Source organism: Vibrio ponticus (genome assembly GCF_009938225.1).
Taxonomy (GTDB): Bacteria; Pseudomonadota; Gammaproteobacteria; order Enterobacterales; family Vibrionaceae; genus Vibrio; species Vibrio ponticus.
This window is the reverse complement of the sequence record NZ_AP019658.1, coordinates 1,008,955-1,023,780: the sequence shown is the minus strand read 5'-3', so window position 1 is coordinate 1,023,780 and position 14,826 is coordinate 1,008,955. Positions and strand designations below refer to the sequence as shown.

Below are 14,826 nucleotides of genomic sequence, written 5' to 3'. Positions count from 1 at the left end.
AATAACAAGGATTACGAGTTATGAACAAAGGATATCTAGCAACAACGTTGGCGCTATCTTCAGTGCTATGTACGGCGACAGTACAAGCGCAAGATTCGGTATTTGTTGGACACTTGGTGGATTTTTCAGGTCCGACGGCTTACGTAAGCAAACCTTATGGTTCAGGAGTGCGAGATGCGTTGAAATGGATCAATGCCAATGGCGGCATCGATGGCACAGAGCTTAAGTTTGAAACCGTAGATATGGCTTACAAAGTGCCGGTTGCGATTTCAAACTATAAGCGTTGGGTTGCGCGTAAAAACATGGTTGCGATGCAGGGTTGGGGCACTGCCGATACGGAGGCGCTGATCTCGTTTGTTACCAAAGACAAAGTGCCGGTATTCTCCGCCTCTTACTCGGGGCACTTAACCGATCCTACCGGTAAAAACCCAAAAACAGCCAAGCCTGCCCCTTATAACTTCTTCTATGGTGCTTCCTATTCCGATGCGTGTCGCGCCTTAGTTAAATGGGCCAAGGATGATTGGGATGCCAAAGGCAATAGCGGCGCGCCGAAGTTTACCCATATTGGTGATAACCACCCATTCCCGAATGCACCGAAAAAAGCTTGTGCTGAATACGCAGAGGAATTGGGCTTTGAGGTTCAAAACCCAGTGGTGGTTTCTCTCAAACCAGGTGATTTTAAGGCGCAATGTCTATCGCTAAAAGAGTCGGGTACGAACTATGGTTACATTGCCAACTTAGGTGGCTCGGTGATTTCATTGGTTAAGTCGTGTAATACCGTTGGCACTGACTTCCAATATATGGCGAATATTTGGGGCGGCGATAAACCTGTGATTGAGGCTGCCGGCGATGGACTGAAAGACTATGTCTTCCCGGGTATGACAGCATTCTGGGGTGATGACAGTGAAGGGATGAAGCTGGTGCAAGAGATTTCAGCTCAGTCGTCAAGCGATCCAGAACAGTTTAGAACCCACCACTATATTCGCGGGGTCTGCTCGGCATTTTACATGAAAGAAGCCATGGAGTGGGCAAAAGCGAACGGTGGCATCACTGGTGAAAACATTAAGAAAGGTATGTATGTGCGCGATAACTGGGTACCGCAAGGCTTAGAGGGCGTGTGTATTCCGGCTAATTGGCAGCAAGATGATCACCGTGGTACGACAACGGTCAATGTGTTTATGGGTAATAACCAAGGCGGTAAGGTCGATATCAATAAAGTTGCCGAAGTGACGTTGTCACGCCGTGACGATTGGCTAGGTTACTAACGTTTAAGGATGATTGATTAGATGAGGGGTAACCCTCATCTTGCAAGGAGCAGCTTAATGAGTGAATTAGCAAAACAGCTTGAACCGGAAGAAATCCTGTTGTCAGTAAACAACATTGAAGTGGTGTATGACGAAGTGATTCTGGTTTTACGCGGCGTGAGCCTAGAAGTTCCCAAAGGAAAAATCGTAACTCTACTTGGCGCCAACGGGGCAGGTAAGTCCACGACCTTAAAAGCGATTTCAGGTTTGCTAAAAACTGAAGATGGTGAAGTTACCCGAGGTGAAATTACCTTTATGGGTGAGCGCATTGATACCAAAAGCCCTGAAGAGATTGTCCGCTCAGGGATCTTTCAGGTGATGGAGGGGCGTCGTATCGTTGAAGATATGACGGTTATCGAAAACTTGCGTTTAGGTGCTTACACCCGAACAGACAATGAAGTCGAGCAAGACATTGAAATGGTGTTTAACTATTTCCCTCGCCTAAAAGAGCGCACGGGGCTTGCCGGTTATCTCTCGGGAGGTGAGCAGCAGATGTTGGCAATTGGACGGGCATTAATGGCACGCCCTAAAATGATATTGCTGGATGAGCCTTCAATGGGATTATCGCCTCTGCTGGTAAAAGAAGTCTTTGGCATCATTGATAAGATAAACAAAGAACATGGTATTACCATGCTGCTGGTGGAACAAAACGCCAACTTTGCCCTGCAGGCTGCGGATTATGGTTACATCATGGAGTCAGGCAAGATCGTGCTTGATGGCTCTAAACACGCGCTGCTTAACAATGAAGATGTTAAAGAGTTTTATCTTGGCGGTGGCGAAGGTGAGCGCAAAAGCTTTAAAAACCTCAAGTCTTATAAACGTCGTAAGCGTTGGCTATAAGGAGCGGTGATGAACGATCTATTTGATGATAAAGAGTCTAAGGATGCCGCGCAAAGAGAGCGCGATTTGTTTGCAAAGCTGCCTAGTGTAATTGAGTCAGCAATCCAACAAAGCGCACATTATGGCGCTTTATATTCCCATGTCGACTCTAGTGAGGTTATCGACCGCCAAACATTAGCAACGCTGCCGATTACGCGCAAATTCCATCTGCCCATGCAGCAAAAGCAACATCCGCCTTGTGGTGGCATTAATGCGGTTGCTCTCGGGCAACTTGCCCGCGTGTTTCAATCACCAGGGCCGCTCTATGAAGGGCAAAGCCACGAGCAAGACTTTTGGCGCACAGGGCGGGCGTTTTATGCCGCTGGCTTCCGCGCAGGAGAGTTAGTCCACAACAGCTTTTCTTATCATTTCTCGCCGGGTGGTTTTATTATGGATGGCGGCGCTCGTGCTTGTGGCTGTGCGGTTTTCCCAGCAGGTGTCGGCAACACCGAAGCGCAACTTGAAGCGATTCACCAATTGCAACCAAGTGGCTATACCGGCACGCCTTCCTACCTTGCCAACCTACTTGAGCAATATCAGTGCATTTATCAAGTGCCGATATCAATAACCAAAGCACTTGTCTCTGGCGAAGCGGTTACTGCAGATATGCAAGCCTTGTTTGATCAGCACGGCGTCAGCGTCGCCCAAGCCTATGCAAGTGCCGAGCTTGGTTTGATTGCTTATCAAGTCGCTGGAGAAATGGCGCTGGTTGTGGCGGAAGACATCATTGTCGAGATTGTTGACCCAGATGGCAACCCAGTTGAAATAGGTGAGGTGGGTGAAGTGGTCGTTACGTCGTTTGATGAGAAATTCCCTCTGATTCGTTACGCTACAGGCGATTTATCCGCGCAGGTCGATCAGGATGCGAGCTCACTTCATACCAATATGCGCCTCAAAGGCTGGATGGGGCGAGCGGATTCTGCCATCAAAGTGAAAGGGCTGTTTATTTATCCGCATCAGGTACAAGAGATATGTCGTCGACATGCTGTAAGAGGCTCTTTGTTGATTGATAGCGATGGATTGAAAGACACCATTACGTTTTATTGCCATGACAATCACGTTTCTGCCGAAGATATCCAAGCGACGTTAAAATCCGTCACTAAACTCAAAGGCGATGTCATCTTTGCCCCTAATGAGCAAGAGGTGCCGTCATTGATTGAAGATCGGCGTTAACTAGCGCGTCAATTGCTGACTCAAAGGAGTAGCAAAAGCGATAGCAAGAGGGATAGAAGCAATAAATGTCTATCCCTTTCGTTTTAAGTGAAGGGTTAAATATGGATAAGTCAGCAGTACCACAAATTGACGCCCAGTTTTGGGATGAGCTATTTACCACGGGCAACATGCCGTGGGATAACAAGCAGTCGCCCAACGAGCTATTAGAGTTTCTTGGAAAATATTCTCTGCCTGCGCTAACGCAATCCTGTTCCCGGGTTTTTATCCCTGGTTGCGGCGCCGCCTATGAAGTGAAGGCTTTTACTCGCTATGGCTGTGATGTCACTGCGATGGACTACAGTGAACAAGCGGTCGCAGTGGCAAAAGATCAACTCGGCGAGTTGGGTAATTCGGTAGTACTTGGGGATGTGTTTAAAGCCGACTTCGCGCAACCTTTCGATGTGATTTATGAGCGAGCATTTCTCGCTGCACTACCAAGAGAGTATTGGCATGACTATTTCGCCATGCTTGATAGGTTACTGCCAAGTGGCGGCTTAATTATCGGTTATTTTGTTGTCAGCGATGAATACCGCTCTCGCTTCCCGCCATTTTGTTTGAAAACCAACGAGCTAGCTCAAGCGCTGGGATCGAAATTTGAACTGATTAGCTCATCACCAGTGGACGACAGTGTTGCGGTATTCGCAGGGAAAGAACATTGGATGATTTGGCAGAAGATATAAGGTATCAAGAATAAGCGCCTTAGCTGAATTGGAATAAAGATCTATTTTCTGTTCAGTGAGTTACACCGAAAGTGTTTGTAGGGACTTTCTGTCTTGAAGGAATTGAGCATCACTCTATAATTGCGCTCTTTTTTTATAGAATTACAACTGATGACAAACAAAGTTATCATTGCACTGCTAATCTCTGCCGCTCTTACGGGGTGTGGTGGAGATCAGAATGAGCACATCGCTCTGGAAAACTCTCCTTATTGGCTACCTGAAAGCGCGCCAGTCGCTTTAACTCCAACGCAGATCGTCAGTTTATCTACTCGTGTCGCTGCGGGTATGACGCCACAACAAATCAACGAAATGACCAACCTTGGTTATATCAATTGGTTAGATAAACAATTTAACTTACCGGTGAATAATCACTTGCAGCAATTTGAGAGTGCAAAAGCAACGGTTGGTGGCAAAACGCCCATCGACGGCTGTAAGTTCATTCACTATGGTGAGCATGATATCCGTGAAGGTATTTGGTGGGACTCTGTTCTTTACGGTGTTGACCCATTGCGCCATCGAGCAGCATTTGCCTTAAGCCAAATTTTGGTTGTGAGTCAAAAAGACAATCCGGTGAACTCAAGAAACCCTCAAGCGCTAGTCGCCTTTTACGATATTTTACAGCGCCATGCATTTGGTAACTATCGTGATTTACTAGAGGAAGTGACTTTGAGCCCATCAATGGGCGCTTTTTTAAGTATGGCGAATAGTAAAAAGCACAATCCCAAGCGTGGAACCTATCCCGATGAAAACTACGCTCGCGAGGTAATGCAACTATTTACCGTTGGATTATATCAACTCAATCCAGATGGTAGTGCGATTACGGATGATCGTGGCAACCCAATCGACACTTACACGCAAACCGACGTACAAGAAGTAGCCAGAGCATTTAGTGGCTGGACATATGCCGATAAGATGAGTAATCCGGACGGCACACCAATGCATGGGCATGGCTATGTTAAGCCGATGATTCCGCTAGAAGATAAACACGGAACCTATCATGACGAAGGTGAAAAGCTGATTTTAGGACACACGATTCCAGCAGGGCAGTCACCTTTGCAAGATATTCAATCGGTATTAGACATACTATTTGAGCACAATAATACGGGTCCATTTTTGGCTCGTCAGCTTATTCAACGCATGGTTACATCAAACCCTTCACCTGAGTATATCGCGCGCGTAGCAGGCGTGTTTGATGACAATGGTGCAGGTGAGCGAGGTGATCTAAAAAGCGTATTTGCGGCAATATTACTTGATCCCGAGGCGCTTAGTGGGTCTTCTGACACCAATCTGCACCCTGTGGCAAAAATGAAAGAGCCAATTTTAGCGGTAGCTGAAGTGATGCGAATACTAGGCGCTGAAACTCACGGAGAGTTTGAGCAAGATGCTTACAGTGTTATTAACAACGTTAACCAAGGTATTCATTCAGCTAACTCGGTCTTTAACTTCTATTCGCCGGACTTTACCCCAAGTGGCGAATTAATGGAGGGGAATTTACTTGCTCCTGAATTTGAAATTATGCCTTGGGCAGGGTTTATCGGTTATCAAAATACGATTCGGACATACATTGTTAGAGCAATGCAGCCAACACGCTGTGATGATGCAGTATATCTCGATCTTAGCGAATATCAGCAAGCTGCGCAGTCCGAAGATGTGAGCCTATTACCTGAGTTAATTAACCAACGTTTCTTGTCGGGCACAATGAGTGATGAACTACGTTCCGCGATCATCAGTGGGGCGGCGACAGAGAATAATCCAAATAACAAAGTCATGATTGGTTTACTACTAGTAACGGCTAGCCCAGAGTTTTTGATTCAGAGATAACAATATGGTTTCACGTCGTAATTTTTTGAAAGGTGCCGCGATGGGTTCGCTTGCGGTGCCAACTATGCTTGCATCTCCTTTTGGTTTTGCAGGTGATGAATCTCGTCTAGGTTCGAAAGCACTTGTTTATGTGCTGCTTGATGGTGGAAACGATGCCGCACAGATGGTGATCCCAACTTCGGAGATTAACTATCAAGAATATCAATCAATAAGACCGGAGATCGCACTGCTAAAAGAAGAGTTACATGCCATTCCAGCCAAGGGTTTAGACAGATACGGACGAGAAGTTACACTAGGCTTACATCCGCAGATGTCTGCTTTAGCGAAGGTATTTAACGATCTTGACGCAACAGTTGTGGTCAATAGTGGTGTACTTCGCGAGCCTTTGACTAAGCTCGAAGCAGAAACTGAGGGTTATCGGTTACCACCGTTTTTATTTTCACATAACTCCCAACGTAGTGAATGGGCGAAAGGCGCAGTAGGGCAAAGTTTAACTACTGGTTGGGCTGGTCGCATGATGGACGTTATCCATACTAGCACTGGTACAGCAATAAGCCCTTTATTTAGCCACGCAGGGGATGCGCAGCTACTGCGTGCTAGTGCCTTGAATCAAAATATCATTCGAGGCGAAAACATCGCTAAGTTAAATGCAAGCAAAACCATGCTACCGCATATGGACGATTACTTTAACTCCGCCAGTGGCGATGCATTCGACAACACATTACTTAACATAGGTAAAGATTCGATTCATGTTGCGGGAGCTCTGATTGATACGATCAACAATATTGATGATGCTGAAGATGTACCTTTGTATCCCGATACGATGTTAGGCACACAATTCAGAATTACCTCAAGGTTGATACGTCAAAGTGCGGAGCTTGGTCATGGTCGTCAAGTATTCTTCTTACGCCTTGGTGGCTTTGACACTCATGCAAACCAAGCGGAAGTTCTAGACGAAAACTACCTGCAACTGAGTGAAGCGATGGCTGCATTCAATGATCATCTCAAGACACTCGGTTTGCACAACGACGTAATCACAGTGACTATGTCGGACTTCGGGCGATGTTTGCACTCCAACGGCACAGGCACGGACCATGGATGGGGAGGGCATCAGATTTTGATGGGCGGTGATATTGACGGAGCTCAGTTTGTTGGCACATTTCCTGAGTACAAAATTGATGGCTTGGACGTGTATGAAAGGGGACGTTTGCTACCGACCACGGCGGCTGACCAGGTCAATATCAGCTTAGCTAAGTGGTTTGGTTTAACGAGTGAAGCTGCGATCAACCATGTCTTTCCCAACCATAAAAACTTTGCTGCGATATCAGTGACTAAAGCAGTTTAATAACTAGCAATTGATTAATGTGTGGGGCAGTCGTTGCCCCCAATAAACATCGTTAGGACTTTCCATCTTTGACCACTACAAACCTATGCCTAAGTACATTCTCCATAAAACATTTTTGTTGTTATATAAGTACGAAAGCATAACCTCGTCACTAATGTTAGTGAGCTTATTGTGTATCTTAGTAAAAAGAATAAGATGCGGTTTAATCCGCTGGTGGCTAGTTAAAGTAAGTATCGTTGGGTAGTCATGCAGAATGGTTTGTATTGACTACCTTTGTGGCTTAATTGGCTATTCATGAGGTACAGATGAGTCGGAAAAGGGAATTTTGGGATGTTTATATGGTTGATTCAATACGGACAGCCATTCTTATAGTCGTGGTGTTTTCACTACTTAATGTCGCGCACTATTATATGAATCTTCGCGTATTTCGCGACAACTTAGTCGATACAACGTTATATCGCACAACCAACTACATTACTCGAACTCTGAATGATGTTAATCAGACTTATGCTTACGCTAGTCATGTTTTAGCAGGTGTTTATGCGTCCAAATTACAAGAGGGTTACAGTACTTCAGACATGCTTACCGAGTTGAAACAAACAATGAAGATGTTATCGGTAAAGAATGTGGGGTTGGTAGACATTCGGAAAAATCTTTACATAGACAGCTTTGGGAGTGTATTGACTCTAGATATCACTTCGGATAGAGATAAGTGGATTCAAGAGTTTGTTAATAAACCTATAGAATATCGCTATAACTTCTATGACCCCGATGAGGTAGAGTACGACGCTCTTTACTCTTTTTTTCACGATCACAAAATTAAAGATAATAATGGTGAAGTTATCGGAATTTTTGGTATCGGTATTGATTACGAAGCGTTTTACGAACGGATTAAAGGGCTAGATGACAATATTTTTGTCTCCTTCGTCACACTAGGTGGTGAAGTTAGGCTACCAAAAAATGTCAAAGGCGAATCTATTTTTAACCTGTTTCCTACGATGACGAGCGAACGCTTTCAATCTTCATCCCATGAAGATCAGATTTTTTGGCAGTATGATGACTCTCAAACATTCCTCGTATATTTCCATTATCTGCAAGATATCAACCGAGTATTGCTGCTCAAATTGGATGTGAGTGAGTATTACAATGAATCGAAAATCCAACACTTCTACTCATTTTTGCTCGGCTTGGCAGTGACTGTACTCGTTGTCTTTGCAAATTTGGCACTCAGTATTTTTCAAAATAAGCAGTTGAAACATAGTGCATTCTATGACTCTTTGACTCAGTGTCGCAATCGCAACTATCTGGAAAACCAAATTAAGAAGAGTAGTTATTGGCAATTTATTAAACAGAATGGTTATTCGATGATTGCGTTTGACATAGACTATTTTAAGAATATTAATGATTCCTATGGTCATGCGGAAGGTGATCGGGTGTTAAAACAAGTAGCAGAGATTGTAAAAAGCAGTCTCAGAGAAACTGATGAATTTTTGCGACTTGGCGGTGATGAATTTTTAATTTTGCTGAATCTTAACGCCAAACAGACGATCTCGATTGCCAATCGAATTAACCAGCATGTGGTGAAAGAGACGATGGTTTCACTTTCCATTGGCATTACAGAAGTGATTGACCAGGACAGTTTTGAATCCGCTATGGAGCGAGCGAGCTCTGCGTTGTATCAAGCGAAAAATAATGGTCGTAATCAAGTCGCTGTTCGTTGGGTTGATAATGTACAATAAGACAAACATTAGTGTCAGATCGTGACAACTGGATAAACGTAACAACGAATAGCCAAGTGCAGTTAACAAATTTTAAATACAAATCCCGTCAAGGTCCTGACTACCGCCATGGCGAACAAGTGTCGTTTGTTGATATCAAACAGACATTTGGCATGGGTGGTATTCGTGTAGGTAAGTGGGTTAACTCAGAGGAAAAAGACCTAGCAGCGAATTTGATCTTCGATTCACTGGCGGATTTGGCATACATACTGGCACTGCCTCCCCACGCAATAGGGCTTCGTGGTAACTTAAATTTGGCGTTTGGTACTGGTGGTCGTAAAGGGGTTCAAGCGCACTATGCACCCAATCAGCGTGAGTTAGCGTTGGCGAAAAATGCTGGTGCAGGGGCTCTTGCCCATGAGTTTTGGCACGCGTTTGATCACTATATCGCGGAAAAAGCCTTTGATATCGGTGACCGGTCCGGTCCGCAGCACTGTATTTTGTTTGCCAGTGACTGTTGGTTGAAAAACAAAACGCATTTCCCTCATCCCTTGAATGAGAAATTACTAGCGATTTTTGATAAAACACTGCTAAGTCAAGATGGTAAAGAACGGCACGACTATGTTTCACGCAGTGTAAAAGCCGATCTCGCGATGGGCTCGAACTATTTTTCGACCCCGACGGAGATGATGGCGCGCGCTTTTGAAGCTGCGGTGGAATCTTGCTCCGGTATCACGAATAGTTACTTAGTGTCTGGCACTACTGCCACTGAAACACTCGAGGTGTTCCCAGACCTGCACCATCGTCAGATCATTTATGAGGCACTACAAGCCTATTTTAAACCGCTTGGTGAGGCGTTGAGTCGATAGTAAACGCATATCTAGCGTCTTAAACTTTGGTTATTGGGCGTTAGTTATGTACAAGCGACGGAACTGCATATCAATATCGATAGGTTCTTGAATGATGTCTTTGTATAAAAAAACGAGAGCATTGAGCGCTAAGTTTTGGGTTTTCTGGGCAGATTTTTTGTTAACGACTAAATGCGTTAGAAAATCTTCGACGTGTCTCGAATTTAAGCTTTTCGGGTGCTTTTTATCATGATAAAGGATGTATTGGTGAATCCAGTAGATATAGGCTTCGACTGTTCGAAGAGCGTAGTGGCGACCCAACATATACTCTTTTATAAACGATAGAAATGGTGATTTTTTCACTTTTGTTACCACTGTTTATATATACATGCCCTGTAGTTTGGCACATCGATTTATGCTATATAGAAAAAGTCTGTATTTTGGGATTAGGGTAAAGTGTTTAATGCTTAAGTTACTGTTATTTTGCATAAAAACGGGGTATGGTTTCTCTCATAAAAGTAATAGGCAGAAAAAATCTGTATTTAATTATAGAATTTTTCGGTCTAAGAACTGTTATGCTGCAAATCGAAACAACGAAAATAAGGAATATATAATGAAAGTTGGCTTAAAATTGAACGAGCAATTTACTGTTGCGAAACACAATATTGTTCAAGTAGTTACTTTTGAAAACGATTTTCACCTTGCTCTTGCAAACGGTGAATATCTAGTTATCGCAGACCAAAATAAAAACAATTCAGGTTATTACACGTCTGAACTCAATGGCAGTGTAATCGAAGTTCCAGTAAACGAATACCACCGCATTCAACGTGAACTATCAGAATATTTTGATGTTGAGATAAAGAACTTAAGCGGCAAAAATGAAGAAACTGAGTCGGAGGAATCAGCAGCATAACAAACAATTCAAGCTGATTCGCAACGCTCGGCGCTTTCGGTTTCAACTTGTTTGGTGATTTCGACGCAGTGTTTTAGTAAGGTGGCAGCGTTGCTCACAACTTAATTGGGCGTTGATATGACCCCCATTGTCAATTAAAACGTAGAAGTTTCTGCTCCCACATTTCCAGAGCCTTACTTGTAAATCAGTAGTAGTGTTACCGCATAGGTGAAGCAAGTAATGTCGTCGGTTCTCATGCTGATATACGTGGATTACTCACCATTGGTGAGCAGAGCCTACCTTACTTGTTCCGTCGTGGCACCTGTCTTCAGTCTATGCTCGTGGTTCAATACAGCTTACGCTCTATTGCCGTCCTAACGCCGTCGGTGGTTGTGCCACACCCGATGCTTCATTCTTTGCGATAACACTAATTCGTTGTTCATGCAGGTAGCCTTGCGATGCGCGTTTTGGGATCAACGTCGCTTACGACAACCTCTCTTGCGATAGCCCAGATATAAGCGATCATTTCTCTAGCGATAGCCACGACCACAACATTCCTATGTTTACCTTTTTGAAGTAGTCGTTGGTAACGTCGACATAATCGTTGCTGTGCTTGCCAAGCAATATCGACGATCTCCTTGGGGAGTCCTTCTTGCCGTAGTTGGAGCTCTACAGAGATATTGGCTTTATGCTTGTAGGTATGTGCACCCTCCACCAATAGTCGTCTTGCTCGACTGTTCCCGCACTTGGTTAAGCTGCCCCGTCGAGTTTTGCCGCCACTAGAGCTTTCGGTCGGAACGAGACCAAGGTAAGCCATTAGCTTTCTGGGATGATCGAACCGTCGTAAATCACCAAGTTCGGCGATGGTGCCTAGAGCGACCAGCAATCGCACGCCTCGCATGGCTTGAACCGCTTTGACCACAGGATAGTATCGCCAATTTTTTACCTGATGGAGCAGTTCATTATCGAGTCGCTGAAGCCTTTGCATTCGTTCACTGATAGTAATGATCATCTCTTGCAGAACGATCTGTTGGCTATGGTGAGGGAGGATGAGGTCTGTCAGCCACCGTAGATGCTTTTTAGACCAGTTGTCATTCACCGTTGCCTGAACATTATTGCGAAGTAGGAAGCCTTTGAGTTGGAACTTAGCGTCCTTAAGATCTTTCATGGCGGTTTCTCTGGCTCTTGAGAGATCTCGTATGGCTTCATCTTCGGCTTCTGGAACGTAGATAGGTGTGAGCTCTTCAGCCTTGAAGAGTTTGGCAAGCTTAGCGGCATCGCGCTTGTCAGTCTTCACTCGGTCACCAGGTTTTTTGGGGATGAGTGATGGCGCGACAACAAAGCAACAGTGCCCAAGGCTTGTGAGCAGGCGATAAGTCCAGTATCCGCATGGGCCCGCCTCGTAGACAAAATGAAAGGTAGCTTTAGGATATTTTGATTGGAGTTGCTGGGCCAATTTAACCAACGCCGACTTGTTAGATTTAATACGACCAAGTTGTTGCGGTTGAGCACCACGATGACCTTGCAGAACTGCGACTTGGATAAAGGACTTATGCGTATCTAAGCCAATGAAAATTATGCTATCGTTATTCATGCTAGCCTCCAAATTTAGTTGTTTAGTCACACTAATTATGGCTCTGGCTTTAAGCTAACCCACGATATTGGAGGCTAGCACCTCGTGGGGGGCATTATGTCTATGTGAAAGGAGTCTATGTGGCAAAGTTAAAAATACTTCTATTCCTATTACTTCCTTTTGTGGTTGGAGTTTTTATAGGCATACGATTTCCTAATTTAGACATTGAACAACAAAAACAGATGGTCGCATTTATTGCAGATTTTGCTCAATCAGAACTGTTTAATATCGTAGCCCCAATTGCAGTGTTTATCATCGCAATTTATGTGTTCATTTATGGTCAGGTTCCTAGGAATCTATCAGGAGTGAGAAAGATAATTCTTCTTTGGTTACCCAATGTGGCTGTAGGCTGCACAGTCCCGTTTTTTACTGCAATGCTAGGGTTCTTGATTGCATACAATGGCGAGCTTGAGACAGCAAAACTCTCAGTTATTACTGTTTTTGCTTTTGTTTATTCGGTGGTTTTCTTTGTTGGTATGTTGCTACCCGCATTTGAAGGGGTGTATCCAAAAAGTGTTGCTGATAAACGTAAGATTTATGCTCTATTAGTTGTTTCACTGGGGGTCGCTACGTTGTGGCAATATTTCACATAACAAATTGCTTAAGAGTGACGGCTAACCGTTGGCATTTTGGGTTCGGTTGGCTTCAGTGTTTACGTGGCTTCGCTTAGGTTTCGTGGTGGTTAGTCGCACCTTAGCAAGGCGTTAAATGGCTGAAAGTTACTCATCGGGATTTAAGTGAAAATGTAAATGTACGAGATAATTAGAAAAGAGCTTGAGAAAATAGATGTCAGAGAAGTTATTGCTTCCGGGACATTTACTCTTGAAACACCTAAACCTCAACTGTTTCCCGGAAGCATTTATGGGTTTGCTGTCGAGCTATCGGAATGTGAAGCTGAAAACTTTTTCAACGAAGCTGAAGAACGAGGTGCAAATTTCTTAAAGTCGTTTGATAGCTTTAACCCTATCGAGGGCAATCTATATCCAATATATTGGGGTAAAGATAAGTCTTTGGGGAAAAGACCATACGAACATTTAGGGGACCCTAAAGGTACAGGTGCTATCAGGCTAAGCACATATAGTTCTTTGAAAAATAAAACTATACATACAGTGGTTGTTGTCGTGGATGATAATGACAAACTGGAGCGCCATTTACAAAGAAAGTACCCGCATCTACTGCTTACTAAAACTAAGCAGCACAATGCCATTTAACAAAGCATTTAAGACGGACTCCCCACACTTGGCATTTTTAGTATGCGTTTAGTATAGTGATTTCGGGGTTTACTGTGGCTTTAGTGGACGCGTGGCTCACGTCTTAACTAATCGTTATGAAACAAAGGCAACGTTATGAAAACATTACAAGAACACTGTGCCGATCTTGTTCAATTTTTTGGTGCATTAGCTGATTTCAGAGGTTATGAGGGTGCTGAAGATGTCGCTGCTTGGTTGAATCTTTCTGCTTGTATTCAATCTGTAGATTACGATACTAGCCTATTTAATACAGGTTTTGGGGTGTGTGGACCAGCGGATGACTGGGCAGACCGTCAAGTTGCGTTGCAACAAAAACTTGTTACAGAAATCGCGCGGTTTCAGTTTTGTTGGTCAGCACTTGAAGTTGCAATAGATAAATATGTGCCAACTTCAGCCGGACCCCAGGGTAAGATTAACAAATTATGTTACTACTTAAAGAACATGTATAGTTTAAGTACTTTGCCCTTAGGTTACCTCGAGCTTTCAAATTCATTAGAGTGTTCTAATGTGCGGAAGCGCCTTTCTGAGCATATTAGAAAACCTCGTGAGTTTTTATCCCAGCACGGATATGGGGTTTACTCCGTTTATCAGCTTAGAAATGAAATTGCACATGGGGCATTTGAAATACCTATAGATGATGGAAACCGAAACGGAATTTTGGAAGATCTCACTACGAGCTCAAAAATAGTATTGCTGACAATACAGATGCTTATGTTAACGAAGTACCCAGAGGACTATATAGAGGTCTTTTGGAAAAATCATATGCCAGTGACAGTTTCATTTGAGGACTTCTTAACAACCATACATGTAGATAATAAACTTTATTTAAGCAATAGTGAATTAGACGAAATTTTAGGTTTGTAGTTAAGCAGAAAATTGTGTCATAACAAACAATTTAAGAGTGATTCCTAACGCTTAGCATTTTTCATTCCATCGTTGAGTTCAGTGTTTATGGTGGTCTGGTTGAGTTTCGTGGTAGCGTTACTCACATATATGGTCTCCCCCAGTTTTGCAAGTCAGTAGCATGATTAAAAGCGCAGGTTAACTACCATATATACGACCTGTTTTTGCGGCTATTGCCTTGGCCAAGATGAGGCAGTCGAACACGAAGTCCTAATCACCTTATCGACTTTAAAAGCCAGAGTGAGCACAAGGTTTTCAACGTGTAGGATTTATCCTGTTATTCATCTCACTACGTACTTTGC

13 protein-coding genes and 1 pseudogene are annotated in these 14,826 nt (G+C 43.8%); 12 read left to right on the top strand and 2 right to left on the bottom strand.

Features of this window, described 5'->3' with window-relative positions; all coding sequences use genetic code 11:
• The first annotated feature begins 20 nt into the window (after window positions 1-20).
• The 8 genes from GZN30_RS18725 (at window position 21) to GZN30_RS18690 (ending at window position 9,867) form a co-directional block, all read left to right on the top strand.
• A complete protein-coding gene (locus GZN30_RS18725) occupies window positions 21-1,265 on the top strand; it encodes an ABC transporter substrate-binding protein (protein ID WP_075650282.1) in 1,245 nt (414 codons plus the stop codon).
• Window positions 1,266-1,322: 57 nt separating this feature from the next.
• Window positions 1,323-2,144 (top strand): ABC transporter ATP-binding protein, encoded by an 822-nt coding sequence (locus GZN30_RS18720; protein ID WP_075650284.1) that lies wholly within the window; start codon window positions 1,323-1,325, stop codon window positions 2,142-2,144.
• 9 nt (window positions 2,145-2,153) lie between these two features.
• Entirely contained in the window at window positions 2,154-3,356 is a 1,203-nt protein-coding gene (locus GZN30_RS18715) for a phenylacetate--CoA ligase family protein (RefSeq protein WP_075650286.1), read from the top strand.
• 65 nt (window positions 3,357-3,421) lie between these two features.
• A complete protein-coding gene (locus tag GZN30_RS18710; RefSeq protein WP_232060536.1) occupies window positions 3,422-4,075 on the top strand; it encodes a methyltransferase domain-containing protein in 654 nt (217 codons plus the stop codon).
• Window positions 4,076-4,225: 150 nt separating this feature from the next.
• Complete coding sequence (locus GZN30_RS18705) at window positions 4,226-5,935, top strand: DUF1800 domain-containing protein (protein ID WP_083627189.1); 1,710 nt, start codon at window positions 4,226-4,228, stop codon at window positions 5,933-5,935.
• A gap of 4 nt (window positions 5,936-5,939) precedes the next feature.
• Window positions 5,940-7,280: a DUF1501 domain-containing protein gene (locus GZN30_RS18700; protein ID WP_075650288.1), complete on the top strand. Its 1,341-nt coding sequence runs from the start codon at window positions 5,940-5,942 to the stop codon at window positions 7,278-7,280.
• A gap of 338 nt (window positions 7,281-7,618) precedes the next feature.
• Window positions 7,619-9,019 carry a sensor domain-containing diguanylate cyclase gene (locus GZN30_RS18695; RefSeq protein ID WP_075650290.1) on the top strand — a complete coding sequence of 467 codons (1,401 nt, stop codon included), beginning with the start codon at window positions 7,619-7,621 and terminating at the stop codon, window positions 9,017-9,019.
• A gap of 56 nt (window positions 9,020-9,075) precedes the next feature.
• A complete protein-coding gene (locus tag GZN30_RS18690) occupies window positions 9,076-9,867 on the top strand; it encodes a CLCA_X family protein (protein WP_075650292.1) in 792 nt (263 codons plus the stop codon).
• Between the two features lie 54 nt (window positions 9,868-9,921).
• Here GZN30_RS18690 and GZN30_RS18685 read toward each other — a convergent pair.
• Window positions 9,922-10,209 (bottom strand): annotated as a pseudogene (locus tag GZN30_RS18685) (phage integrase N-terminal SAM-like domain-containing protein); the annotation flags it as partial.
• Between the two features lie 250 nt (window positions 10,210-10,459).
• Here GZN30_RS18685 and GZN30_RS18680 point away from each other — a divergent pair.
• Entirely contained in the window at window positions 10,460-10,759 is a 300-nt protein-coding gene (locus GZN30_RS18680) for a hypothetical protein (RefSeq protein ID WP_075650294.1), read from the top strand.
• Between the two features lie 418 nt (window positions 10,760-11,177).
• Here GZN30_RS18680 and GZN30_RS18675 read toward each other — a convergent pair whose 3' ends face one another.
• A complete protein-coding gene (locus tag GZN30_RS18675; protein ID WP_075650296.1) occupies window positions 11,178-12,332 on the bottom strand; it encodes an IS110 family RNA-guided transposase in 1,155 nt (384 codons plus the stop codon).
• Between the two features lie 119 nt (window positions 12,333-12,451).
• Between GZN30_RS18675 and GZN30_RS18670 the strand changes: the two genes are divergently transcribed.
• The 3 genes from GZN30_RS18670 (at window position 12,452) to GZN30_RS18660 (ending at window position 14,485) form a co-directional block, all read left to right on the top strand.
• On the top strand, window positions 12,452-12,964 hold the full coding sequence (locus tag GZN30_RS18670; RefSeq protein ID WP_075650298.1) for a hypothetical protein: 513 nt from the start codon (window positions 12,452-12,454) through the stop codon (window positions 12,962-12,964).
• 156 nt (window positions 12,965-13,120) lie between these two features.
• Window positions 13,121-13,582, top strand: coding sequence for a hypothetical protein (locus tag GZN30_RS18665; RefSeq protein ID WP_075650300.1), 462 nt, complete (start codon window positions 13,121-13,123; stop codon window positions 13,580-13,582).
• A gap of 135 nt (window positions 13,583-13,717) precedes the next feature.
• Complete coding sequence (locus tag GZN30_RS18660; protein ID WP_075650302.1) at window positions 13,718-14,485, top strand: hypothetical protein; 768 nt, start codon at window positions 13,718-13,720, stop codon at window positions 14,483-14,485.
• The last annotated feature ends 341 nt before the right edge of the window (window positions 14,486-14,826 follow it).

Excerpts from the sequence above, each read along its gene's own strand:
- GZN30_RS18700 (WP_075650288.1), top strand. The coding sequence starts at position 5,940 with ATGGTTTCACGTCGTAATTTTTTGAAAGGTGCCGCGATGGGTTCGCTT.
- GZN30_RS18695 (WP_075650290.1), top strand. The coding sequence starts at position 7,619 with ATGGTTGATTCAATACGGACAGCCATTCTTATAGTCGTGGTGTTTTCA.
- GZN30_RS18665 (WP_075650300.1), top strand. The coding sequence starts at position 13,121 with ATGTACGAGATAATTAGAAAAGAGCTTGAGAAAATAGATGTCAGAGAA.
- GZN30_RS18710 (WP_232060536.1), top strand. The coding sequence starts at position 3,422 with ATGTCTATCCCTTTCGTTTTAAGTGAAGGGTTAAATATGGATAAGTCA.
- GZN30_RS18680 (WP_075650294.1), top strand. The coding sequence starts at position 10,460 with ATGAAAGTTGGCTTAAAATTGAACGAGCAATTTACTGTTGCGAAACAC.
- GZN30_RS18705 (WP_083627189.1), top strand. The coding sequence starts at position 4,226 with ATGACAAACAAAGTTATCATTGCACTGCTAATCTCTGCCGCTCTTACG.
- GZN30_RS18725 (WP_075650282.1), top strand. The coding sequence starts at position 21 with ATGAACAAAGGATATCTAGCAACAACGTTGGCGCTATCTTCAGTGCTA.
- GZN30_RS18660 (WP_075650302.1), top strand. The coding sequence starts at position 13,718 with ATGAAAACATTACAAGAACACTGTGCCGATCTTGTTCAATTTTTTGGT.
- GZN30_RS18720 (WP_075650284.1), top strand. The coding sequence starts at position 1,323 with ATGAGTGAATTAGCAAAACAGCTTGAACCGGAAGAAATCCTGTTGTCA.
- GZN30_RS18675 (WP_075650296.1), bottom strand. The coding sequence starts at position 12,332 with ATGAATAACGATAGCATAATTTTCATTGGCTTAGATACGCATAAGTCC.
- GZN30_RS18715 (WP_075650286.1), top strand. The coding sequence starts at position 2,154 with ATGAACGATCTATTTGATGATAAAGAGTCTAAGGATGCCGCGCAAAGA.